The following is a 22,958-nucleotide window of genomic DNA, read 5'->3' as shown; positions in this document are numbered from 1 at the left end:
TCCTTCATTTTGACGTAATGACAATCTCGTGCTCCCCGCCGGCCACAGCCGGTAAATACCATGCGCCCGGCTTGCCGGCGGCTTTTACGGGTTGCTGATTGACCGTAACGGTAAATCCTTTCTTTGTATAGTTGTCCGGCAGCGCTACGCGCGCGGTTGTATTGGCCGGTATGCTCACCTGCATGCGGAAGCGGCCGGGGGCATGCTCATACGCTACGCTCACCGCTCCCCTGATGGTGGGCAGGCGCAGCTTTGCCCAGGGCAGGCTGCCCAGCTGAGGGCGTATGCTGAAGGAAGACCAGCCGGGCGCCAGCGGCTCCACGCCCATCAGCTTGCGGGGTATGATGTTGGCCGGAACGGCGCCCCAGGCGTGGTTCCAGTCCTGGTTAGGCTTGTATTTGTTATCCCATGCTTCCATGGCAATGGTGCTGCCCGCGCGTATCATGTTATACCAGCTGCGTTCCTGCTGTGATGCCAGCAGCGAAAGACCATATTCGCCATCTCCCGCATCATACACCGCATCCATCAGGAACTGGCTGCCATACACGCTGCAGGCCATGCCGCGCGAGCGGATGAAATCCGCTACCGCTTTATGGTACGCCGGCTCCACCAGGCCAAAGGCCATGGCGAACATGTTGGCATGCAGGGAGGCGTGCTGCGTACTGTCCCCATCACGGAACACCTTGCGTTTGCCATCCCAGAAAGTTTTGCGGTAGCTGGCCTTTACCTTTTCCGCGCGTGCGGCAAAGTGGCGGGCGTCTTCTTTTTTGCCCAGGTCTGCCGCCAGCGCTTCCATGGCGCGCAGCGCCTTGTAGTAATAGGCGTTTACCACGGCGTTGTAATTATTGAACACAAAGCCGTCCGTTTCCCCGCCTTCGGCCTTGCCGAGGCCCAGGATGCCGGTATGCGGCCAGTCTACAATATCCCGGAGGGCATTGCCATTGAAATGAACGGACTCCAGCAAGGCCTTGCTTTGCGGGGCGGCCCTGGTGCTGATGAGGTTGTTGGGGCCTTCCAGCGGCATGAGGAGTTTGGCCTGCAGGTCTGCATAGAAGTGGCGGGCGGAGCGGATGTCTCCCGTATACAGGTAATCGTGCCAGGCCATGAGCACGGATTGCAGTATCCATTCCGTTGGCCAGGTGGCGTGGTGCAACAGGTATTCATGGGAGTAGCGGGCCAGGCTGAACTCCCTGTCTGTGGCGTAGTGCCCCAGCTGGTTGATATAGGCGTCGGCTTCGTAGGGAATACGCTCGCGGTCACCATCTACATACACTCCGGCAAAGGAAGTGGCTTTCATGGTGTACTTGCACAGCTCCCATACGGCGTTGAGCGTAGTGTCTGGCGACTCAAAATGCGCCGCCTCATCGTTAAACAGGTAATGCACGGCCGCCCGTGTTACCTGTTGCCCGGTGAGCGCGCCATCATAACCTTCCACTTCACAATACCTGAACGGCAGCACCTCCCCGGTATACGCGGGCATTTTGATGGCCTGCGGGCCGGTGTTGCGGCGGTCTGGCCGGATGTTGACCTGGTAGGTATGCGTGCCGGCCAGCAGCGGCAGGCGGTAGGCCTGGTAGCGGATGGTACCGCCCGGCTGGCGGTTGATGCTGCCGTCTGCATTGACTGCCTCACCCAGGTGAACGGTCACCGTATCACCATCTGTACCGGCGTGGAGCTGCAGCTTCAGCTGGCCGAAGGCGGCCTTGCCAAAATCTATGCGGTAGCTGCCGCTGGTCTTGTAACAAGCCCGCGGCGCCTGGTCTGTTTTCTGCAAGGGATAACGGGGCGTGGCATATGCTGCCAGCGCACTGTCTGTAAAAAAAGCCTCCTGTGCGGAGATCTGCCCGGCATTACCGGCCCCGTTCCACAGCTGCACCTGCCAGGTGTATACCGTATTGGGCTGCAGGGGCTGGCCAGCGTATTCAATAGCGTTGGATGCATTGGAGGGCACCTTGCCGGAATCCCACAGGGTATCCCGCTGCCCGTGTACAATTACCCGGTAGGCGCTTTGCACCGTGCCCGCCGGGCCGTTAACGGCCCAGCTGAAGGCGGGGCGGCGGTTGGCGATGCGTACGGCCTGCCCCGCCTGGAAAGCGGCCGCCGTCCACACCGGTTGCACGGGGTAACCATTGCGCCACTGCCGGCCGGTGTGGGCCAGCAGGTCACAAAGGAGGCCTTGCGCGGTGATGGAGGATGCATCTTGCAAGGCTGTAGCGGGGCTTGCGCTGCCCAATATTCCGGCCTGCGCCATAGCGGAACGCACTGCAACGCGCGGCATAACGTCATGATCCGCGGTGCGCCGCGCCATAGCGGAGCGCACTGCAACGCGCGGCATAGCGTCATGATCCGCGGTGCGCCGCGCCATAAGGCCCTGCGTGCCATCTTGTGCTTTGCTGTACCATGCTGTTGAGATCAGTGCCGAAAAGAGCAGGGTTTTCTTCCACATGCTTGAGAGGGTTTGTAAAAAGGAGGCCGGGAGCTTAAGCCCGGCCCCTCCTGTTTTTATTGATTGTTGATTAGTAGTGCCTAACGGTTCCAGCCTTCATTCTGCGCCAGCGGCTCATCTTTATTGGTATCTATCACCGTTTGCGGGATAGGCCACAGGTTGTAGTTGAAAGACAGGGTGGCGGCGGCTTCCGGCCAGTAGGCGTACTTGCGGATACGCTCTACCGCAATGGTGCCGCCCATGCGGAGCAGGGTGTTCCAGCGGCATTCTTCATATACCAGCTCGCGGGCGCGCTCGTCCAGGATGAGGTTGAACTTGTCGTCCATATCCGCGGCGGTTACCATGTACCCGCACTGCGCCCGTTCGCGCAGCAGGTTCACGTCCGCGGCCGCGCCGTTCTTGTCTCCGCTGCGTTGCTTGGCTTCCGCGCGGAGCAGGATGGTTTCGCTGAGGCGGATGAAATAATCGTCCCGGAACAGGTTGCTCATGTTCTCCCCATCCGCCAGGCCGGTGTATTTGTCCGTAGCTATTTTGCAGGATACGGGATAGCAGAGGCTGCGGTTGTTCATGTTGGTGGTAGCATCTGCGCTGCCATTGTACATCACAGACCAGGGCACCGGCTGCCCGAAGTAGGGCGAGCTGGGTACGTTGCCATTAAAAATACGGCGGAACACGATATCAGAGTTGCGCATATCGTCTGCCCACACCCCGGCGTAGATCTCATCTCTTGTATACATGGTGGGCATGATCTGCGAAATGCCGCGGCCGCCTACATCTTCCGCGGTGCCGGTGAGGTGGTCTTTAGCACCATCGCGGAACACGGGGCTGTAGGTGCGGGAGTAGGGCAGTTTGGACTTGCCGTCTTCCGCGCGGTAAGCGGCATAATCTATCTGGAGGGCCCAGATGCATTCCTTGTTGCCATCCTGGTAATTCACGTTCCTTTCCTGGAAGAGGTCCCAGTACACATTGCCCTGCGCCTCTGTAGCCCTGGAACCGAAGCGGGTTTTCATCAGCGAATAGGTACCGCCGTCTATCACCTTGTTCCCGAACTCGATGGATTTGGTGAAGGCCGCATTGGCATCCGCGGCCCTGCCGTCTGCCGCCAATTGCGTGCCCAGGGCCAGGTACAGCTCGCAGAGGTTGTGCTGCGCGGCGCCTCTTACCAGGCGGCCGCCCTTGTCTGTGGTCACCGGCAGGTCGTTCTCAATGGCCAGCAGTTCGTCTATGGCAAACTGGTAAGTTTCCACGCGGGTACTTCTTTTGAAATTGAACTGCGGCGTGCTCACCGGCTCTGTCACAATCGGTACGCCTCCGAATATTTCTCCCAGGTTGCGGTAGGCAAAAGCCCTGAAGAAGCGGGCCTGCGCTACGGCGTAGGCTTTGTCTGCCGGGGAAGCCCAGGTGATGTTAGACAGCTCGGCGCTCCACAACGCCAGGTTGGCTTTGCCGATCAACTGGTACCAGGTGCTATAAAAGTTATTGAAGGTGCCGTTATCAGGGTTGATATTGCCATAGTTGTTGAAAGTGTTCCCCCTGCGGATACTTGGTACATCAAACATGTCTGTACCATTGCCGCGGAACACGAATATCCAGCCTTCTTCACTGGGGTTGGCCCAGAGATCGCGCAACTGTGAATAGATGGATACCAGCTCCTGGTCTATTTGAGCGGAAGATGAAAAGGCGTTGTCTATTGTATAGAAAGTGGCTGGTTTTTCCGTCAGGAAGTCCATGTCCGATTTACAGCCGGGCATTATCAGGACTGACAGCAGCGCACAAAAAATATATGTATGTTTCATGATCGTACTTTTAATGGGTTAGAAACTCACGTTCAGGCCAAAGGAATAGGTGGTGGGCACAGGGAAAGTATTCTCCCGCACCGGCGTACCGGTTTCAGGGTCACCGCCAAACCAGTTGGTGATAGTGGCCAGGTTTTTACCGCTCAGGAATACCCGCGCGCTATTCACATGTATCCTGCTCAGGAACTGCTGGTCTACGCGGTAAGACAGCGTAATGTCCTGCAGCCTTACAAAGCCGCGTGACTGCAAGCCCAGGAAACGGCCGTCTCCGGCAAAATAGGCGGAGGGGTATACGTTGCTCCTGTTTTCAGGAGTCCAGTAGGGCTTGGAAGTCATGTTATCATTGAAACGGCCGGTGCCTGCGGTGAGGTAAGCGGCTGCGTTGTTTTTCAGGAAATATCCATTCCCCCCAAAGGTACCGGTGAGCATTACATAGAGGTCAAAGTTCTTATAGTTGAAATTATTGGCCAGGCTCAACCTGAAATTGTCACCTGTATAGCCCAATACTTTACGGTCTGCAGCGCTGATACCGGGCTCTTTATCAAGGTCCCTGTACATGGGCGCACCTGGCGCTGCTCCGGTGAGGCGGGTGTAGGCGGTATCGCTTTCCTGCACAATGCCGATCTGCTCATAGCCGTAAATAACGCCCAACGGATGACCAATGAAGCGGCTGCTGGCAATATCATCATCCTCTTTCCCATCTCCATCTCTGTCTTCTCCGTATAATTTTACCAATTTATTCCTGTTTAGCCAGAAGGTAGCGGTGCTGGTCCATCCCCATGTTCTCTGTTTAATGTTCACAGACCGTACGGACACTTCAATCCCCTTATTGTCTACCTGGCCCATGGAGGTTTTGATAGTTTTGAACCCGGTCATTACCGGTATGTTACGGGTAAAGATCTGTTCCGTGGTTTGACCTGCATAAACATCCACATCCACAAACAGCCTTTCGTTCAACCAGGCAGACTCGAAACCGGCGTTCCAGGATTCAGTAGCTTCCCAGCCCAGGTCAGCATTGCCAAGCGCATTCTGGTACAGGCCATAAAAAACGGCGCCAGGCGTGTTGGAAAACTCGTACCGTACCCCACCGCTGGTACCGTTTTGAATGGTAGACAACGTACCATAAGGCCCTATACCCTGGTTCCCGTTCTGGCCCCAGGAGAATTTGAGCTTCAGGCTGTTGAGCGGACGGATGCCTTTCATAAATTCCTCGTTGGATATTTTCCAGGCTACGCCCGCAGCGCCAAAGTGGGCCCATTTGTTATTGGCGCCAAATACAGACGCACCGTCCCGACGGATGGAACCGGTAAAAAAGTATTTATCATCATAAGAATACATGATACGGCCCAGATAACCAATGTTGGCGCGCTCCCAGATATTCTGGTCTACCCGCTGCACGGCCGCTTTATGCAGCCCGTTCATGCCCAACACCGTATTACCATTGGCCGCAAAATCAGAAGCGTACATACTATCCTGCCTGAACTTCATATAATCCCGGGTGGCCACAACGGTTGCATCTACACTATGTTTCCCGAACTGCTGCTTGTAATTCAGGATATTGTCTACCACGTAACTGTAGGTACTGTTATTCTTGAAATTGCCGTTGGCACGGGCCAGGAAGCCCTGCACCGTTGCAGGAGAATATCTTGCCAGGCCCTCTCCTTCCGCAATGTAATAGTCCTGGTAGGTGAAATTCCCTATCTGGCCTTTATCAAGATTGATCATGTAGTTGAGACGGTAGCTAAGCCCTTTCAGCCAGGGCACCTTTACCACGGCATGCGCGTTCATGCGGTAGTTGTTCCTGATATCCCGGTTGTCTCGCGTACCGTCCTGCACGCCCCACAGCGGGTTGGTGGCAGACTGCGTGTAGGGATATTTTTCAAGATTACCCTGGTCATCGCGGAACATGACGCCGTAGGGAGACATGGTTTGCGCTTCGCCAATGTTGGCTTCGTAGCCGGAATAGTCACGGCGGGAGAAACTTCCGTCTACCCCTACTTCCAGCCAGGAGGTAATGTTGGTCTTCAGTTTAGCCAGTACGGAAATTCTCTCAAAATCATCACCCACTACAATGCCCTCATTATTGTCGTATGTAGATGAAAGGTAGTAGTTGACATTAGACGTACCGCCGGAAACAGCGGCCTGGTAGCTCTGAATGATGCCTGTGCGGGTCACTTCATCCAGCCAGTTGGTTTCCTTGCCCGCATCCCGGTTGGCTATTTCTCCCGCTCTCAGCCAGTTGGTGGAGCCGGGCGTGTATTTGTTACGGGCATTCACCACGCTCAGCCATTCTTCCCCTTTCATCATCTCCGGCCGGTTTTGCCAGGTCTGCAAACCGGTAGAGGTATTGAAGGAAATAGAAGGTTTGCCTATACGGCCTTTTTTGGTAGTGATGGCTATTACCCCGTTGGCAGAGCGGGAGCCATATGCGGCGGCAGACGTGGCATCTTTCAGCACGTCAAAGCTGGCAATGTCATTCGGGTTAATGTCGCTGATGCTGCCCATATATATCACCCCATCCAGCACTATCAGCGGATTGTTGTCTCCACTGATGGAATTCTCTCCCCTGATCATCATACTGGGCTGGCCGCCGGGGCGGTTGGCCGCGCCGATGCTCAAGCCGCCTACGTTGCCTTTCAGGGCTTCCAGCGCGTTCAGGTTGGGCATGTTGGCAATGGGAGAACCCTCCATTTTTACGGAGGCAACAGAACCTGTAAAGTCCTGCCGGCGGGTGGTACCGTAGCCGATCACCACAAAATTCTCCAGCGTGGTAGACTCTTCCTCCAGCACCACATTTACATTGCCGGGAGTAGCGGGCGTTACCGTGATGTTCTTGTAGCCGATCATAGACAGCTCCAGCACTACCTCCGTACCATCCGGCACCGTAAAGGAAAACTCCCCGTTGGCATCCGTGGTGGCGCCCTTGGTGCTGTTCTTCAGCCTCACGCTCACCCCTATCATAGGCTCTCCTTTTGTATTGGCTACCTTGCCCTTTACGGTAATAATGAGCGGGGCTATGGTGGTGAACGGCAGGGGCAGCGGCTCGTCTTTCTTCCGCACCACTACCGTCTGGTTAATGATCACATAATTAAATGGCTGATTGGCAAAGCAGGCGTCCAGCGCTTCTTTTAATGAAACATCTTTCAGGTCAAGGGAAATCTTTCTGGCATCTCTCAGCAAACGCTGGTTGAAAAAGAAGTGATGGCCGCTCTGTTTCCCGATCTGCGTAAACACTTTTTCCAGCGACTCATTTTTGATGTTGAGGGATATCTGCTGGCTGTATCCCTCAGCACTCACCTGCAAACAGGCAGCCAATAACAAAATGGCAGTTAGCTTCATAAACAAAAGCGTTTTTCCGGAGGGCCGCAATGTGGATGCGCATGCGTTAAAGAGGCCTCCGGGCCTTGTGGAATTCGTAAATGTAAATTTCATAACTTAGTGGTTTGTTTGGGTGTTTTACCAGTTACTATAGTTAGCCAATTGTATAACAGGGTGGCCCCCAGACTACCGCCGGCAGTATTACCAGTACTTCCGGCTTTTTTCTGGGCCCTGTTCTTTCAGTATGGGGCCGTCAACGGATGGACGAAAGCGGTTGTCTAATTGTTTGTTTAAGGAGTGATGGTGACTGTTCTTTCATTAATGCTGGCATCTACATCGCTGTACTCAAGTATATCCAGGAACTGCTGCAGGTTTACGCTCCGGGGCAGTGTGCCGCTGAAACGGTCCGCAGGTACCCCCCTGGGATAACTCACGGTAATGTTGTACCATCTTTCGGCCTGTCTCATCATGGCCTGTATATCTGTTTGGTTGAATACAAAATATCCGTCTTTCCAGGCCGTCACCTCATGCAGGTTTTCCGGCCGCACCACTTCCACCGTACCGGCAATATTGGCCTGCTGCCCGGGGTGGAGGGATACAAAGGCTTCTCCCGTTTTCCGCACTTTCACCGCTCCTTCCAGCAGGGTAGCCTTTACGGCAGACTCGTTGTCATAGGCATTGATATTGAAGTGGGTGCCCAACACGGCCACTTCGCCCTTCATTTCCCCTGTGCCGGTCATGATCTCCACGCGGAAGGGCATGCCGTCTGTCTGTTTGGCCACTTCGAAATACACTTCGCCCGTTACCTTCACCGCCCTCTCCTTCCCGGTAAACGCCGTGGGGTAGGTAATGGACGAGGCAGCATTGAGCCATGCGCTGGTACCATCCGGCAGGGTAATGCGGTATTGCCCGCCACGGGGCGTGCGCATGGTATTGTACATCACTTCTGCTATACCTTGCCCGGCCGCCTCGTAGGCTATGTTACCATTGGCCAGCTTCACCACGCGGGCGTTACCCTGCTGGCCAAGGGTGCCGTTGGCCGCGCTGTCCAGCTCAATCACCGTACCATCTCCCAGCGTCAGCACGGCTTTGTTGCCGCCAGGCAATATTACCGGCGCCGCCGGGGCCGCCGCCATAACAGGCGGCGCCTGCTCCGGGCCATTATTGTTCCTGACCAGGAAGTACGCCCCCGCCAGCAAACCTGCCAGGCAGGCCGCCGTAAGCCAGCGTATGTTAGCCGGCACAAAAGGGCGGCGCTGCTCTCTTATCTGCGGCAGCACGTTCTGCAAACCGGCACGCCGGGCCGTTTCATTGGCCAGGTGGCGGTGAGCCGGGCTGTCCCACGTGTCCCGGATAAATTCCAGCCAGGTATCTTTCAGCGCAGGATCGGACAAGGTGCCCCACATACGCTCAAACTCCGTTGCAGACAATTTATGCTCCAGGTACTTTTGTAATAATTGCTTCAGGGCTTCCTGCGTCATAAACAAATAATCGGTCTGTTAATATGAAGATGCATGAAACGGCCATAAGGAAGTGCCGCCGGAAAAATTTTTTATTTCAACCCGGAAAGAAGCGCGAGCAGGAGCAAGGCATGCTCCCTCAAATATTTGCGCAGGAAAGAGATAGAACGGACAATATAATCCTTAACGGCGCCGCGGCTGACGCCCATGTGCAGGCTGATCTCTTCGTGGCTCAGCCCTTTTTCCCGGCTGAGGCGGAAAGCCTTTTGCTGTTGCGGCGGCAGGCGGCAGATGCCTGACTCTACAATATGTTGCAGTTCTTTCAGTTCAGCGGATGAACCGGCGTCACTCACTTCTTCTTCGAACTGCGCGGTAAGGTAATGCTGGTAAGCGTCTTCCAGCTTCAGCCGGCTCAGTTTGCGGAAAATAAGGTTGCGGGCGGTGATGAAAAGAAAACCGTCCAGCTTTTCTATACCGGCTGCCTTGTGACGGTATTGCCATAGCTGCAGGAACACCTCCTGCGCTATATCCTGCGCTATTTGCGCAGACTTGGTGATGACCATGGCCGTTGTGTATACCCTGTTCCAGTACCGGTCAAACAAGGTACAGAAAGCGGCTTCGCTCCCTCCCGCCATCTCCTGGAGCAGCAACTGGTCTGTAGTTGGATGCATGGGCATGCAGACATGGAATTTATTACCGTAAACATAGGAAAAATAAATGAAGGAAATTTCTTTCCCGCACTACTTACAACTAAAATAATTTTCGCCTGTACAGTTTTTTGCCGGATCGGCAGAACCTTTGCCTGTAAAAGGATTGCAGATCGTTTAGTGTAGAAAATACACTGCCCAGCACAGTGCAGGATGGAGCAGGACAGTACAGGATGGCCGTACAACTTTTAGCGCGTCTGCGTGTTAACATATGTACAATATATACATCAACTCACGTGAACGCTAAAGACACGCTCAGCCGGCTCTTCTCCTCGGCCGGCATTACGGTAAACGGCAGTAACGCCTGGGACATACAGGTGCATAATGAACATTTTTACACCCAGGTGCTGGCCACCGGCTCGCTGGGCCTGGGAGAATCTTACATGAGCAACTGGTGGGACAGCCCCCGGCTGGACGAGTTCTTTCACCACCTGCTGCGCGGGGAGCTGGACACAAAGGCCCACAAGAGCCTGGCCATCCAGGGGGAGATATTGTTTTCCAGGCTGTTCAACCGGCAAAACCCCGCCAGCGCATACCGCAATGCCGTAAAGCATTACGACCTGGGCAACGATCTTTTTACGCAGATGCTGGACCGGCGCATGGTATATACCTGCGGCTTCTGGAAAAACGCGCAGTCTCTCAACGAAGCGCAGGAATACAAGCTGGACCTGAGCTGCCGGAAACTGCAATTAAAACCGGGCATGCATGTGCTGGACATTGGCTGCGGCTGGGGCAGCTTTGCCAAATACGCGGCAGAAAAATACCAGGTAAAAGTAACCGGCATCACCTTGTCCAAAGAGCAGGCGGAACTGGGCCGGCAGCTTTGCAAGGGCCTTCCGGTAGATATACAGCTGATGGACTACCGGCAGCTCGGCGGCCAGTACGATGCCATTGCCTCCCTGGGCATGTTTGAGCACGTGGGCCTGAAGAATTACCGCATTTACATGCAAACAGTATTCAACTGCCTCCGGGATGAAGGGCTCTTCCTGCTGCACACCATCGGTTCCAATCATTCCACCGCCTATATAGACCCCTGGATCAATAAATACATCTTCCCGCATTCCCTGCTTCCCTCCATCAGGCAGATCGGCAAAGCCATTGAAGGGCTGTTCGTGATGGAACACTGGGAAAACTTCAGTACGGATTATGACAAAACGCTGAGTGCCTGGTTCACTAACTTCTCCTCGAACTGGAACAAGCTGAAGGCGAAATATGACGATACGTTTTACCGCATGTGGAAGTATTACCTGCTCTCCTGCGCAGGCTCCTTCCGCGCCCGGAAAAACCAGCTGTGGCAACTGGTGCTGTCAAGAAAGGGCGTGGAAGGGGGATACCGGTTCAGCTGACCGGCTATGAATGGCTGGCGGTTGCATGCGCAAGGCTGGCACCAAAGTTCATGCAAAAACAAAGAGGCCGTGGTATAGCGGCAATGCAGGAAACATTGCGATGCTATGCACGGCCTCTTTTTATATGCGATAAAATACCTGTTTAGTCTTTCAGGCCAAGGTATTGCTGAACAGCCTTGTAGTTCCGCCAGTCTATGCCGCTGTCTGCCTTTCTGGCGGCGGTGCCGCCGGGGATGAGGATGTAACGGTACTGGATGAGCTTAACCCCATTGTTGTCAGTGAAGGAACCCGCATCAACGTTGGAATACAGGAAAATTCCGCCTTCCTGGAAAGTAGCGGTAATATTGATCCCGCTATAAATATCGAAATAAGGCAAATGTTCTATTACCGGGTCTGTGGGCGTATTCAGGTTGATATACATCCTGACATCACCAGTGTTCAGTATTTCCTTGGTGAGCTTGGGGGCAGCAACTTCTCCATAGAAACCCAGTGTATCACCTGCTTCCGTGGTGTCTACCTTAAAAGGAACATCCAGCCAGTTGGAGTAGATCACATTGGCCGTACCAGGGGCGCCATTGGGACCGGCGGGGCCAGCAGGGCCACCGGGACCGGGAGCGCCCTGTGCGCCAGGCTCACCGGCTGGGCCGGCCGGGCCTTCTTTGGAGCATGAGGAAATGAATATGGCCGCGGCCATCATGGAAACGTATACGATCCGGGTTGCAATCCTTTTCATAGAGTGACAATTTTGTAGTTATTAAATAGTTCAGGGTTTGACAGATTTATTGTTGCCAGGAAATCCATGCCTTGGCGTCTATAGCGCTCACCATATCATAGGTGGTTGCACCGGTTTGTACCAGGTAGAAACCACTTGTGTTATTTAGCAGCGATGCGGTGTTTAAATATTTTTCCTCGTGTACGGGCGGTACATCTCCCAACGTGCCGAAATACCGGAAAATAACACGGCCATCTGTAGTAAACACCGGTGGGCGGTACGCCGCGCCAAACTCAAGCCCCAGGCTGCCGCCAGAAAGGCTGATGAAGCCAGCCAGATCGTAGGTAACTCCCTGCTCCGTATTAAACTCCGGGAAGAATATCAGGTAATAGAAGTTGGGAATGCTCCTTATTTTAAAAGCATCATCCACCCCGTTTACATGGAACCCGAACCAGGAGATCCAGTAGTCTTCCTGGTCTGCCATATACTGCCACCAGCGGGCAGGCGCCGCCAGGTCCGGTATCAGGGGGGCAATGGCGCCGGCTATGCTGGCCGCCTGCGTGCCGTTCACATTCACCTGGAAACTGGCCGTACCGGCGTTCCAGCTCAGGTTGCTGAGGGTAGTGATGGTGGTACCGCCGTCCGTTAAAGGGGTGCCAAGCTGCACATTGTTGCCGGCAAAGCTGTACGTGGTGGTATGCTGCCGGGTTACGCCGCCGTTGTCTTTCCAGGTGAAGGTGATCTCCCTGCTGGCTACGTTCAGCGCTATCTCGTAGGCCGTGCCGCCTACATTGAGGCGTTTGAAGTAATTGAGGATGCGTGCCGAAATGCTTTCAAACAGCAAGGCGTTTTTCCACTGCCCGTTCTGCCAGGCCTGCAGATCTTGCACAGAGGCTTTGCGCAATACCATTTTGCTGCCGTTAAAACGCCCGGTGAGCTTGATGCTGTCTGCCGCCAGGGAATCCAGCGAAAACTCGAAATCAGACGAAAGCCCCAGTCCGAACTCCCCTCCGTTCACCCGCGCGTCAGGGTCTGCCAGTATATGAATATAAGAGTAGGTGTCAAACAGGAGGGCGGGCTGCTGCAGGGCCTTGAGCCTGAAGCTGCTCTCCTTGCGTTCAAAGGCCGTAGCGGTGTCAAAATCAGCGTACATCTGCACCCGGTTGGCGTCGTTAAAGCCGAAGTGGAAGTGGTACAGGCTGCCGTTGGCCGTTCTCAGCTCGGCGTTCCAGCCGTTGGGCGCGCCTGCCAGCGCGGCCTGGTACTCCGCCAGCACCTTGTTCAGGCGCACGTCAGGCGATTCGTCAAATACGGGATCGTCTTTTTTACTGCAGGAGGCCAGCATAAAAAACGCCGCTATGGTATATAATAAAAGTCTTTTCATGCTCCGGTATTTTAATATCACCTGATCAGCGCTTCTACTGAAGCCCTGGTACGGGTTTGCAGGTTGTAAAAATCTATTTTCCAGGTGTCGGCAAAATACTTCACTACCATGGCCTCTTTCTGGCGTAAAATAGCGCGTGCCTGGTCTGGCGTGGTACCATTGGGCCCATTGCCGGCAATATTGCCCAGGATGTGATCGATGCCCTGTTTCCCTTCTACCAGCATGGTAGCGATCATTTCCACAAAATCCTCATCCGGCGCGGACATGGCATAAGCGGTAATAAAACCGTCCCGGCGGGCGTCTTCGTCAGACACGTTGTTCCAGTTGGAGGTGTAGCGGCCAACCGAAATACGTTTGTACTCCAGCGGGTACATCACGTTCTGGTGCAGGATGTGGCCAAATTCATGCTCTATGGTATGGAACATCTCCTTCACGGTGGCGGAATCTTCCGGTACATAGCCGGGCATGTTTTTAGTACGGAAACCGTTCAGGTCGTACAGCACAATGCGGCGGCCGCCTTCAGCGGTACCCAGGATGACGGTGCCATCAGGGTTCCAGCTGGCGCTGCCCACCAGTACAAAAAACTTGGGACAGTATTTTTTCATAAAGTACTCCCCGGCTACCAGGTCGTAATTTTTGATCCACACCTGTTTGATGGTGCTCAGTACGGGAATCACCGTTTCCTCTTTAGGCGGCACCAGCGTTTTGTTAAGCTCCAGTTCTCCCTGGTCCCATTTGTATTTCACGGCCACGTTCAGCGGGTTGGTCAGGCTGTCTTTGATCCATACGTCAATAGGGCCGGGCGGCCAGGTGTCTCCGCCGAGGCCTGGAATATTGTCCGGGTTCTCCAGCGGGTCCTCACTGTTACAGGCGGCCAGGGTAACCAGCAGCAGGCAAAAAATTATATAGTATGCTTTCATGTGCATTTGTCTTCTTTTTTATTACCGGGGATTGGGTTCTATGCCTGACTGGGAAGCGGATTGCGGTATCTGGAACAACCTGCGGGGATCGTCTCCCATGAGTATGTCCGGCGCCGCATCTGTAAACGAATGGGTAACCGGTATCCGGTACCGCAGAATGTCAAACCAGCGCATGCCTTCCTGTACATATTCCGCCCTTTTAAAATCTATTATTGTGCGCAGGATGCCCGTTTGCGGATCGTTGATGCCGTAGAACAGCCTGATCCTGTTAGCGGTGATGGTATGGTTGGCGGCATTGTAATCATCTATGCGGGTGGCGGCATAGGTGTTCAGGTCTGCCAGCGCGGCCGTGGTGTTATTGAGGTAGACATAAGCCTCGGCACGGTTGAACAGCACTTCTTCCGCCGTAAAAAGGGGCACTACCACATAGCCGGTGCCAATGTTCGCATTCACGGAATTGCGCACAAAATGTTCGTTCACCTTGGGCATCATGTAGTTCAATACACCCTGTGTGTACACGTGGTTGCGGAAGGCCCAGGGCCCGCCTGTTACGTTGGCGCCCAGTATCTGGTCCCGCTTGGCGGACGTGAAGCCATAGCGGTTCGTGAAATAGTTGCGCCCCCACCAGGACACTGTTTCCACCAGCAGCAGGTTAGCCGGCTCTGTGGCTTTGGCATAGAGCGCCCATAGCTCCTGGTAGGTTTTGGTTTTATACACCGTGTTCCAGGGGCGCAGCATGTTGACTACGTTGCCATTGGCAAACACCAGGTTTGCATACTCCACCGTTTTGGTATAATCCCGCTTGAACAGGTAAAAGCGGGTGGCAAAAGCATTGGCGGCCACCCGGGTGAAATGATAGGAAGGCACCTTGTATTTGGTATCATCTATTAACGGGAGGCCGGCCAGCAGGTCTTTCTCGATCATTTCATATACATAGGCCACCGTTTTTCGTTCATATTGCTGGATCACCACTTTTTCAGGCATGGTAACATAGGGAATGCCCGGCTTGGATGCGGCCGTAGCGGGGTCATAGGTTTCGGCAAAAAAATTGACCAGCATAAAATGCGCATAGGCCCTGGCCAGCAGCGCTTCTCCCTTTTGCGCCGCATAGGCTTGCTGATTGGCGGCCGTGTTGATGGTTTCCAGCGCCAGGTTGGCCACGGCAATAGCGGCATAGCAGGAGTTCCAGTAGTTTTCCGGGCTGTCTTGCTCGTCTTCGCGCACATTGATAAAATGGTACGGGTCAGAGATGGTGAGGTCCATTTCACCGGCCCCTTTATCTGCCATGTTATCTGAAGAAGATTCCGCAAAGGCCATATAGTTCCCCTGCGGGTAGGCGGTACCCAGCAGCTGGGCAACCTGCTCCGGCGTGTTCAGCTCCGCCCTGTTATCAGGCGGCTGCTCCAGGAATTTTTTACAGCCCCCGGCCGTGAGCGTTAAACCAGCAGTGATGTATATAAACAGTTTCTTCATGGTATATATCATTATATGCCCACTTTCAGGGAAAGGGTGAATTGTTTTTGAATGGGCAGGGCCACGCCGCCGGAGTTAAAAAATTCCGGGTCCTGGCCCTTCAGCTTCGGGTCTGCGTATATCAGCCAGGGGTTCGTGGCGGCAGCGGTGATGCTGGCGCTGTTCATCCTGATCCGGTTCAGCAGCGACGGCGCCAGCTGATAGCTGAGCGATACGGTTTTCAGCCTGATAAAGTCTCCTTTTGCCACCCGCTCTGTAGAATAGTTGTAGTTGTTGTAAGGATAAGCCCCGTCCAGCCGGCTTTGCTCAAAGGCGCCGAGGATGGAGGGCACGTTGGTGTATTGTTCATCTCCCGGCATCACCCAGCGGTCAAAAAATTCTTTGGGCATGGCGTCCAGGTCTGTGTAAGACGTACGGAACGCGGGGTACAGGCGGATCTTGTTACCGGCCTGGTAGGTAATGAAAATGTTCAGCGAAAAGGCCTTGTAGTTGAAGGTATTGGAGAAACCGCCGGTAATAGTGGGGTCTACCGGGCCTTCATACACCAGGTGTCCTACATTAAAATCCTGCAGGAACACGGCGCTGGACGCTTTGCCTGTTTCGTCCACGAACAGGGGTACGCCGGTATTGTGATCAAGCCCCTTGAAGTTCAGGGAGAACAGGCTGCGTACAGGATAGCCCTGCCGGTTGCCGCCTTCGGCAATTACGAGGTCAAAAATACGGGGGCGGTTGCGGGCATTGGTGATCTGGTTCTCATTGTACCCGAAGGTGAGGTTGGTGCGCCAGCCCCAATCCCGGCGTTTGATCACCTGCCCGCCAATCAGCACTTCCGCACCGTAAGATTCCATATCGGCGTAATTGGCGGCCTTTTCCGGTTCACCGCCAATGCCGGAGGTGCGGATGAGGCTGATGAGGTCAAAGCCTTTACGCTGGTAAACGTCCAGGCTCAGGTTCACCTTTGATTTGAAGAGGCCGGCATCCAGGCCAGCGTTGGCCGTATAGGATTTTTCCCAGGTAAGCTCGGAGTTTTCCAGGTTGGCCAGCTGGATCACTGATTCCACTTCTGTGAGGAAAGGCCTGTTGGTATTGATGTTGCGCAACACGATGCTGGAGTTGGTAGCCGGCCCCATACTGGCGGTAAGCCCGTAAGAGGCGCGCAGCGTCAGGTAATCCATCCAGGTAAGGTTTTGCATGAACGGCTCGCTGTCTACGTTCCAGGAACCGGCCAGGCTCCAGGTAGGCAGCCAACGCGCATTGCGGGATTTGCCCAGGCGGTTGGAGCCATCGTACCGCACCGTACCTGTAAAGTTGTATTTGCTGTTGTAAGTATAACCGGCGGAGCCATAAAATGCCACAAACCTGTCATAATCCTTGCTCATACCATAATACGGGAAATTGCGCTCAATGGTTTGCTTCAATATGCGGTAGTCTACGAACGGCACGCCGCCGTTGTTGTATTGGTAGCCATAACCTGTGCTGGAGAAATTCTGCCGGTCCGCGGATTTTACCTGCATGCCGCCCAGCAGGTTGAGGGCATGTACGCTGTTGAAGGGTTTCACAAAGTTGAGGCTGTTCCTGAAATCATAGTTCACCAGCTGATCTTCCGTTCTGTTATAAAAACCGCCCTGCGGCAGCACTACTTCCGGCTCGGCCTCGGGGTTCTCCGGGTCCCGGTAGAGGAACTTGTTATTGTTCCGGATGGTAGAGTTGCCGGCGGCGCGGTAGGCATTGGCCATGTTGGCATTCTCTGTGATCTGGTGCTCGCGGGAAGACTTCACGTACCGCAGCGCCCCGGTAAACTCGTACTTCAGCGATTTGGTGATCTTGTAAGCCAGCTCACCCTGCAGGCGCAGGTCTGCCACGTTAATGTCCAGGTAATTGTTTTCCAGCTCCGTCAGGATGTTGAAGGGCGCAAAGTTACGCCGGAAGTATTCCCGGCCGCCGCGCCCGTCGTAAGCGGTGAGGGTGCGGCTGGTGTTGAGGGCGTAGCTGAAGGGGTTGATGTCAAAATCCCTGTCGTACCGGCCTTCTACCGGGTTGGTCTGCCTGCCCAGCGAGCCGGGGGCTCTTTGCTGGCGCACGGAGGCCAGGGTAGAAAAACCTACGGTAAGGCGGTCTGAAAACTTGTAGGTATTGCGGAAGTTGAGGGTATAGCGGTTTACCCGGTCTGCCACCGTCCAGCCGTTATCACCGAAGTAGCTGGTGGAGAAGTAGGACTGCGATTTGTCTGTACCGAAAGAAACGGCCAGGGAATGCTCCTGCATGAAATTATTGCGGAACAGGAGGTCAAACCAGTCTGTATTGGCCAGCGCATACCGTTTCAGGAAAGCCGCCCGGCCTTCCGGCGTGTTGGGTACGGGGTAGTTGCCGGTAGCATCCTGCATGGTGCTTTCATACATTTTACCGAACACCCCGTTGTCTGCCCGGTCCAGTATGCTGGCGTTCAGCTCTCCCTTGCGGTACAGCTCCGCCAGTACGGACATTTGCTGGGAAGAGTTCATGATGTTGTACTCCGCGTAGTTGGGTTTAAGCTGGGTGCTGAAATTGCCGGTGTAGGTTACCAGCGGCTTGCCTACCCGCCCTTTTTTGGTGGTGATCACCACTACCCCGTTCATGGCGCGGGCGCCGTAGAGGGCGGTGGCGGCGGCGTCTTTCAGTATGGCAAAGCTCTCAATGTCGTTGGCATTGAGGCCGGCAACGGCGGAGCCCAGCAAGGTGGTGGGGTCTCCGCTGGAAAGCTGGTCGTTAGAAATGTTGATGATATCTTCCAGCACCACATTGTCTACCACCCACAGCGGTTTATTATCCCCGTTAATGGAAGTGGCGCCCCTTACGCGCAATTTGGGCGCAGCCCCAAAGGAGCCAGATACGTTCTGTACAGACACGCCGGCGGCGCGGCCTTCCAGCATGCGGCTCAGGTCTACCACACCGTCCATCTTCACATCGTCCGCCTTGAGGGTAACGGCGGCCCCTGCAAACTTGCGTTTGTCTACATCCTGGAACCCGGTTACCACTACTTCAGACAGCTGCCCCTCCTGGCGGGCCAGCTGGATGTTCATCTCCTGCCCGCGGAAAACGGCTACCAGCGGTTTTTTACCGATATAAGAAAAACGAATGCTGTCTCCGGCGCTGGCTTCCAGTGCAAAATTGCCCGATGCATCGGTCAGTATCCCTTTACGGTTCACCAGGTTCTCTACCGTTACCCCCGGCAGCGGGGTACCATCATCCGCATCAATTACGCGGCCGCGGGCCTGGGATTGCCGCGGGCTTTCCTGGAAGGTGACGGGTACTGTTGCAGCGTGGGTATCAGCGGAGGTGAAGGTAAGTGCGGGCAACAGGATAAACATCACCGGGAACCTGGAAAACCACCCCCGGAAGGAATAGGTGTGTAGCATTAAATGCATGGGCATACATGTGTTATATGTGTTACGATCTGGTTGACAGGTCAGCAGCTCAAACAATCATCGACGAAGCTGGTCCTACACGTTGAGTTTAACAGACAATTTGAGCTGATGCGTGATGCACCTTAAACAGTAATTAAGTTACACAATTAAAATCATTGTTTTTTCTTTTGGGGCGTGTTTTTTATGAGCGGGCAGCCGCAAGGGGGCGAACTTTCCGTCCGGGAGCATGCATGATCATAATTGTTAATGGGAACAAGGGAAGGCGGGAAGAGAATAACGAAGCTCCGCGGTTTTGCTGCTACATCCGGCGGCCCTGCGGAGCGCTGGACGTAAAAGAGGGCCGCCCCGGTGGAGGCGGCCCTGGCGGAAGTTGAGTTTCCGGTCTATTATTTCGTTTCCGTATGTTTCTTGAAGTTGTTGAGGATGGTCTGCCAACCTTCGCGCTGCATTTCAACGGGGTTCTCATCTTCCGCCTCAAAGGCCTGCACCACTTTTATGCCGCCGCCTTCCGGGGCAAAGGTCACTTTCACCTTGCGGCCGTCACTCATTTCATAAGCAATGCGCTGATGTTTTTGCACGTCGGAATAGACACCGCCAAAGTCAAAGCTGAAGCTGCCGTCTTTAGCCGCCATGGTGGTGCTGAACTTGCCGCCGGGCCGCAGGTCGTTGGAGGAAGCGGGCGCATGCCAGTCTTCAGACGCAAAGGCCCACTGCATGATATGTTCAGGCTCGTTGAAATATTGCCATACTTTTTCTATGGGCGCCTGTACCAGCGCTTCAATGGTGATCTCAGTTCTTTTTTTAGTTTCCATTGTTGATCTTGTTAGTGTGTGAATGTGTGTTTGTTGCTGACAGTACAAATGTAGACCCTTTGTTCCTGAACGGCGATGTGTGAATACGACAAACTGGAGGCATTTTCCGACAAAGACCGGTAGCGGGAAACAGGCCACTCCGGCGTTTGAAAAAAGTACGCCTGGTGCCACTGCCTGCGTTGCAGGAATGCATTTGGAGATGACGATGCCAGCTACTGCTGATTTTCGCGCTGAAAACGTATTTTGCGGGCCATGGAGCAGCAACGGACTTTTTCAAAAACAAGAATAGCCCCCACGCCCAGCGGCTTCCTCCACCTGGGCAATGTATTCTCCTTTGCCGTAACCGCCGCGCTGGCGCGGCAAACAAATGCCGGCATCCTGTTAAGGATAGATGACCTTGACCAGCAGCGGGCAGAGAAGGACTACGTGGAAGATATTTTCGACACCCTTCGTTTTCTTGATATTCCATGGACGGAAGGCCCCTCCGGTTACGGGGAGTTCCAGGCCCGCTACTCGCAGGTTCACCGCATGCCCCTGTACAACGCCGCGCTGGAGCATCTCAAAGAACATGTGTTTGCCTGCAACTGTTCCAGAACGCAGATAACACGCGCCAGTTTGGACGGCGGTTACCCCGGCACCTGCCGCCACAAGAACATTCCGCTGAGTACGCCCGGCGCAGCCTGGCGGTTGCGTACGCACCATGAACAGCCGTTGCTGGTGCGCACCCTGTCCGGCACAATAACGGAGGCCGTGCTGCCGGCAGACATGAGGGATTTTGTAGTAAGGAAGAAAGACGGTTACCCGGCTTATCAACTGGCGTCCGTGATAGATGACCAGCATTTCGGTATAGACCTGGTGGTACGGGGCCAAGACCTCTGGCCGTCCACCCTGGCGCAGTTGTACCTGTCTGCCCTGCTGCCCGGCAGCCGTTTTGCAGACTGCGTGTTTTACCATCACCCCCTGCTGCTGGAAACGTCAGACCAGAAAATGTCCAAGTCCGCAGGCGCCACGTCTGTACAATACTGGAAAAAACAGGGAAAAGCGCCTCGGGATATTTATACCATGATTGCGGGGCGGCTGCGGCCGGGGGCGGTGGCCGGCAGTTTTGAAGACCTGACGGGGTTATTGCCGGAAGCGGGAACTGTTTTGTAAACGGACATTCCGCCGCGCTGTTCTCATCAGGTTGCTTCCAGGGGGAACACCAACGTAAACTCCGTACCTGCACCCTCCTCAGATACCACCTCCACACCAATACCATGGTACTGCGCAATGGTATTTACAATCGAAAGCCCCAGGCCGTAACCCTCGTTCTCATTCTTTACTACCTTTTTAAAGCGGTTAAAAATAGCCTCCTGCTCCGCCGCCGGAATACCTATACCCGTGTCCGCGATAGTAAGCCGGTAGAGGCCTCCCGGCGCCTGTTGGTCATATACCGCAATGCTGCCGCCAGGTTTGTTGTAGCGGATGGCATTATTAACAAGGTTATATACCAGTTGGAAAATAAGGTCCCGGTTAAGGTGCTGCAGGGTTACGCCCGCCGTTATCCGGATGCCGGACCGCAGGTTTTTTTCTTCCAGGCGGTGATCCAGTTCGTCCATCACTTCCTGCACCAGCTCCTGCATCCGGAAGCTGTCCGATTTTGAGAACTGGTCGTTTTCGATACGGGAGATCAACAGCAGGGAATGCACTATTTTTTTCAGGCGGCCCAGGGTTTTCATCATCCCCATGATCTTTTGCTGCAGCTCCTCTCCCAACTCACCGTCTATCATCAGGTTCTCCATTTTATTTTGCAGGATGCCGATGGGCGTCATCAGCTCATGCGAGGCATTGGAGGTAAACTCACGCTCCTTTTCAAATGCTTCCCGCACCTTGCCCATCAGCTCCACGAGAGACTCGTCGAGGTACCGAAAGTCAACCGTGGTGGTGCGGATGGGCGGGCTATTGTCCCTGAAGGGGAAGCGCCGGTGCAGCAACCGGTTCTTGATGATGATGCCGAGGGGGCGCAAGAGCAGGCGGGTGTAAACCAGGTCTATGAGAATAGTGCTGACCATCAGGCCGATCAGCACATAGAGGGCCATTTTCTGCAACGGCCTGTTATACTGCCCGATGGTGGCGGTCGTTTTCCCAACTTCCAATACATAACGGTGGCCGCCATAATCAAACACATGGCTCAACACGCGGTAAGTGAGCGTATCTTCTTCCACCACCCGCCGCAGGGTGGCAATAGTATCCGGCAATACGATCTGGCCGGCCGGCTCCAAAGAGATATATTCTTCTTTCAGCATGGTGTACCCGCCGTAATTCTCTTCTCCCTGCAGGTACGTGTCAATACCATTTTCCGCGATCACGTCCAGCACCTTTTTCTTCTGTTCCTTCAGGTAAAAATCGTTATACTGATAGGCGATGGTATTAACAAGGAAAGGCAGCAGCAGTACGAACAGCACCACTATTGCCAGTTTGGAAAGCGTGATGAAAAGGGTGAGTTTGGTAAATAGTTTCACGCTCAGAGCTTTATTTTATAACCGATGCTGCGGAGGGTTTGCAACCATTCCACAGAAGAAAAGGCAGACAGCTTTTTCCGGATGTTCTTGATATGCACATCTATATAATTGGAATCATAATCATCATCAGCAAAATTACCCCAGATATGCTCGCCCAGCTGCATGCGGGTGAGCGGCCTGTTTTTATGCAGCAGCATATAGCTGAGCAGGTCAAACTCTTTCCTGGACAGCTCTATTTCCGTTTCTTCAAAAAACACCAGCCGTTTATGCAGGTCTACCCTGAAATCTCCCAGAGGAACGGTATCTTCCCGCAGGCCGAACTTTCTGCGGGCAACCGCCTGCATGCGTGATTGCAGCTCCAGCAAGGAAAAAGGTTTGGGCAGGTAATCGTCAGCACCCAGGTCAAGCCCCTTGATGCGGTCTTCCAGCTGGCCGCGGGCGGACAGGATGATGCAGGAAGCGTCCGGGCAGTTTTTCCGGGCGGCTTGCAGCAGTTGCAGGCCGTCTATATCCGGCAGGCCGAGGTCCAGCAAAATAAAGTCATATTGGCTCTCTTCCATTTTTTCCAGGCCCTGCCGGGCCGTGAAAGCAAGATCGCATATATAGAAAGACCGTTTCAGGAACGCTTCCATTTCCAAAGCCATGGACCTTTCGTCTTCTATTATCAGCACCTTCATAC

15 protein-coding genes are annotated in these 22,958 nt (G+C 54.4%); 2 read left to right on the top strand and 13 right to left on the bottom strand.

Annotation, left to right across the window (positions count from 1 at the left end):
* Positions 1 to 4: 4 nt before the first annotated feature.
* From D3A97_RS10370 to D3A97_RS10350, 5 genes are all read right to left on the bottom strand, one after another.
* A complete protein-coding gene (locus D3A97_RS10370; RefSeq protein ID WP_119078274.1) occupies positions 5 to 2,446 on the bottom strand; it encodes a family 78 glycoside hydrolase catalytic domain in 2,442 nt (813 codons plus the stop codon).
* 80 nt (positions 2,447 to 2,526) lie between these two features.
* Positions 2,527 to 4,242 (bottom strand): RagB/SusD family nutrient uptake outer membrane protein, encoded by a 1,716-nt coding sequence (locus tag D3A97_RS10365; protein WP_119078273.1) that lies wholly within the window; start codon positions 4,240 to 4,242, stop codon positions 2,527 to 2,529.
* An 18-nt stretch (positions 4,243 to 4,260) separates the two neighbouring features.
* Complete coding sequence (locus D3A97_RS10360; protein WP_198673919.1) at positions 4,261 to 7,581, bottom strand: TonB-dependent receptor; 3,321 nt, start codon at positions 7,579 to 7,581, stop codon at positions 4,261 to 4,263.
* A gap of 269 nt (positions 7,582 to 7,850) precedes the next feature.
* Positions 7,851 to 9,041, bottom strand: a complete 1,191-nt coding sequence (locus D3A97_RS10355) for a FecR family protein (protein ID WP_119078271.1) — start codon at positions 9,039 to 9,041, stop codon at positions 7,851 to 7,853.
* A 71-nt stretch (positions 9,042 to 9,112) separates the two neighbouring features.
* Positions 9,113 to 9,697 carry an RNA polymerase sigma factor gene (locus D3A97_RS10350; protein WP_119078270.1) on the bottom strand — a complete coding sequence of 195 codons (585 nt, stop codon included), beginning with the start codon at positions 9,695 to 9,697 and terminating at the stop codon, positions 9,113 to 9,115.
* Between the two features lie 266 nt (positions 9,698 to 9,963).
* On the opposite strand from D3A97_RS10350, the gene cfa reads away from it, so the two are divergent.
* On the top strand, positions 9,964 to 11,073 hold the full coding sequence (cfa, locus tag D3A97_RS10345; RefSeq protein WP_232825916.1) for a cyclopropane fatty acyl phospholipid synthase: 1,110 nt from the start codon (positions 9,964 to 9,966) through the stop codon (positions 11,071 to 11,073).
* A 142-nt stretch (positions 11,074 to 11,215) separates the two neighbouring features.
* Here cfa and D3A97_RS10340 read toward each other — a convergent pair whose 3' ends face one another.
* The 6 genes from D3A97_RS10340 to D3A97_RS10315 all read right to left on the bottom strand — a co-directional run bounded on the left by D3A97_RS10340 (position 11,216) and on the right by D3A97_RS10315 (position 19,778).
* Positions 11,216 to 11,806, bottom strand: a complete 591-nt coding sequence (locus tag D3A97_RS10340) for a hypothetical protein (protein ID WP_157986469.1) — start codon at positions 11,804 to 11,806, stop codon at positions 11,216 to 11,218.
* 46 nt (positions 11,807 to 11,852) lie between these two features.
* Complete coding sequence (locus tag D3A97_RS10335; protein ID WP_119078268.1) at positions 11,853 to 13,169, bottom strand: DUF4302 domain-containing protein; 1,317 nt, start codon at positions 13,167 to 13,169, stop codon at positions 11,853 to 11,855.
* Positions 13,170 to 13,186: 17 nt separating this feature from the next.
* Positions 13,187 to 14,089, bottom strand: a complete 903-nt coding sequence (locus D3A97_RS10330) for a zinc-binding metallopeptidase (RefSeq protein WP_119078267.1) — start codon at positions 14,087 to 14,089, stop codon at positions 13,187 to 13,189.
* Positions 14,090 to 14,110: 21 nt separating this feature from the next.
* Entirely contained in the window at positions 14,111 to 15,562 is a 1,452-nt protein-coding gene (locus tag D3A97_RS10325; protein ID WP_119078521.1) for a RagB/SusD family nutrient uptake outer membrane protein, read from the bottom strand.
* Between the two features lie 11 nt (positions 15,563 to 15,573).
* The gene (locus D3A97_RS10320; RefSeq protein WP_232825915.1) at positions 15,574 to 18,966 is read right to left on the bottom strand and encodes a SusC/RagA family TonB-linked outer membrane protein; all 3,393 of its coding nucleotides are present in this window, start codon (positions 18,964 to 18,966) and stop codon (positions 15,574 to 15,576) included.
* A gap of 386 nt (positions 18,967 to 19,352) precedes the next feature.
* Positions 19,353 to 19,778: an SRPBCC family protein gene (locus tag D3A97_RS10315; protein ID WP_119078265.1), complete on the bottom strand. Its 426-nt coding sequence runs from the start codon at positions 19,776 to 19,778 to the stop codon at positions 19,353 to 19,355.
* Positions 19,779 to 20,030: 252 nt separating this feature from the next.
* On the opposite strand from D3A97_RS10315, the gene D3A97_RS10310 reads away from it, so the two are divergent.
* On the top strand, positions 20,031 to 20,930 hold the full coding sequence (locus tag D3A97_RS10310; protein ID WP_119078264.1) for a glutamate--tRNA ligase family protein: 900 nt from the start codon (positions 20,031 to 20,033) through the stop codon (positions 20,928 to 20,930).
* A gap of 26 nt (positions 20,931 to 20,956) precedes the next feature.
* Here the strand turns inward: D3A97_RS10310 and D3A97_RS10305 are convergent, their stop codons facing one another.
* Both D3A97_RS10305 and D3A97_RS10300 read right to left on the bottom strand, forming a co-directional pair.
* On the bottom strand, positions 20,957 to 22,279 hold the full coding sequence (locus D3A97_RS10305) for a sensor histidine kinase (protein WP_119078263.1): 1,323 nt from the start codon (positions 22,277 to 22,279) through the stop codon (positions 20,957 to 20,959).
* A gap of 2 nt (positions 22,280 to 22,281) precedes the next feature.
* Complete coding sequence (locus tag D3A97_RS10300; protein WP_119078262.1) at positions 22,282 to 22,956, bottom strand: response regulator transcription factor; 675 nt, start codon at positions 22,954 to 22,956, stop codon at positions 22,282 to 22,284.
* Positions 22,957 to 22,958 lie beyond the last annotated feature (2 nt).

The organism is Chitinophaga alhagiae (assembly GCF_003568665.1).
Taxonomy (GTDB): Bacteria; Bacteroidota; Bacteroidia; order Chitinophagales; family Chitinophagaceae; genus Chitinophaga; species Chitinophaga alhagiae.
The sequence above is the reverse complement of the archived record's forward strand: the minus strand, read 5'-3'. Positions and strand labels throughout refer to the sequence as shown.

What these genes read in the sequence shown, in the direction of transcription:
- D3A97_RS10330 (WP_119078267.1), bottom strand. Translation starts at nt 14,089, where the DNA reads ATGAAAGCATACTATATAATTTTTTGCCTGCTGCTGGTTACCCTGGCC.
- D3A97_RS10300 (WP_119078262.1), bottom strand. Translation starts at nt 22,956, where the DNA reads ATGAAGGTGCTGATAATAGAAGACGAAAGGTCCATGGCTTTGGAAATG.
- D3A97_RS10360 (WP_198673919.1), bottom strand. Translation starts at nt 7,581, where the DNA reads ATGAAGCTAACTGCCATTTTGTTATTGGCTGCCTGTTTGCAGGTGAGT.
- D3A97_RS10365 (WP_119078273.1), bottom strand. Translation starts at nt 4,242, where the DNA reads ATGAAACATACATATATTTTTTGTGCGCTGCTGTCAGTCCTGATAATG.
- D3A97_RS10340 (WP_157986469.1), bottom strand. Translation starts at nt 11,806, where the DNA reads ATGAAAAGGATTGCAACCCGGATCGTATACGTTTCCATGATGGCCGCG.
- D3A97_RS10315 (WP_119078265.1), bottom strand. Translation starts at nt 19,778, where the DNA reads ATGGAAACTAAAAAAAGAACTGAGATCACCATTGAAGCGCTGGTACAG.
- D3A97_RS10335 (WP_119078268.1), bottom strand. Translation starts at nt 13,169, where the DNA reads ATGAAAAGACTTTTATTATATACCATAGCGGCGTTTTTTATGCTGGCC.
- D3A97_RS10370 (WP_119078274.1), bottom strand. Translation starts at nt 2,446, where the DNA reads ATGTGGAAGAAAACCCTGCTCTTTTCGGCACTGATCTCAACAGCATGG.
- D3A97_RS10325 (WP_119078521.1), bottom strand. Translation starts at nt 15,562, where the DNA reads ATGAAGAAACTGTTTATATACATCACTGCTGGTTTAACGCTCACGGCC.
- D3A97_RS10350 (WP_119078270.1), bottom strand. Translation starts at nt 9,697, where the DNA reads ATGCCCATGCATCCAACTACAGACCAGTTGCTGCTCCAGGAGATGGCG.
- D3A97_RS10355 (WP_119078271.1), bottom strand. Translation starts at nt 9,041, where the DNA reads ATGACGCAGGAAGCCCTGAAGCAATTATTACAAAAGTACCTGGAGCAT.
- D3A97_RS10320 (WP_232825915.1), bottom strand. Translation starts at nt 18,966, where the DNA reads ATGCATTTAATGCTACACACCTATTCCTTCCGGGGGTGGTTTTCCAGG.
- D3A97_RS10310 (WP_119078264.1), top strand. Translation starts at nt 20,031, where the DNA reads ATGGAGCAGCAACGGACTTTTTCAAAAACAAGAATAGCCCCCACGCCC.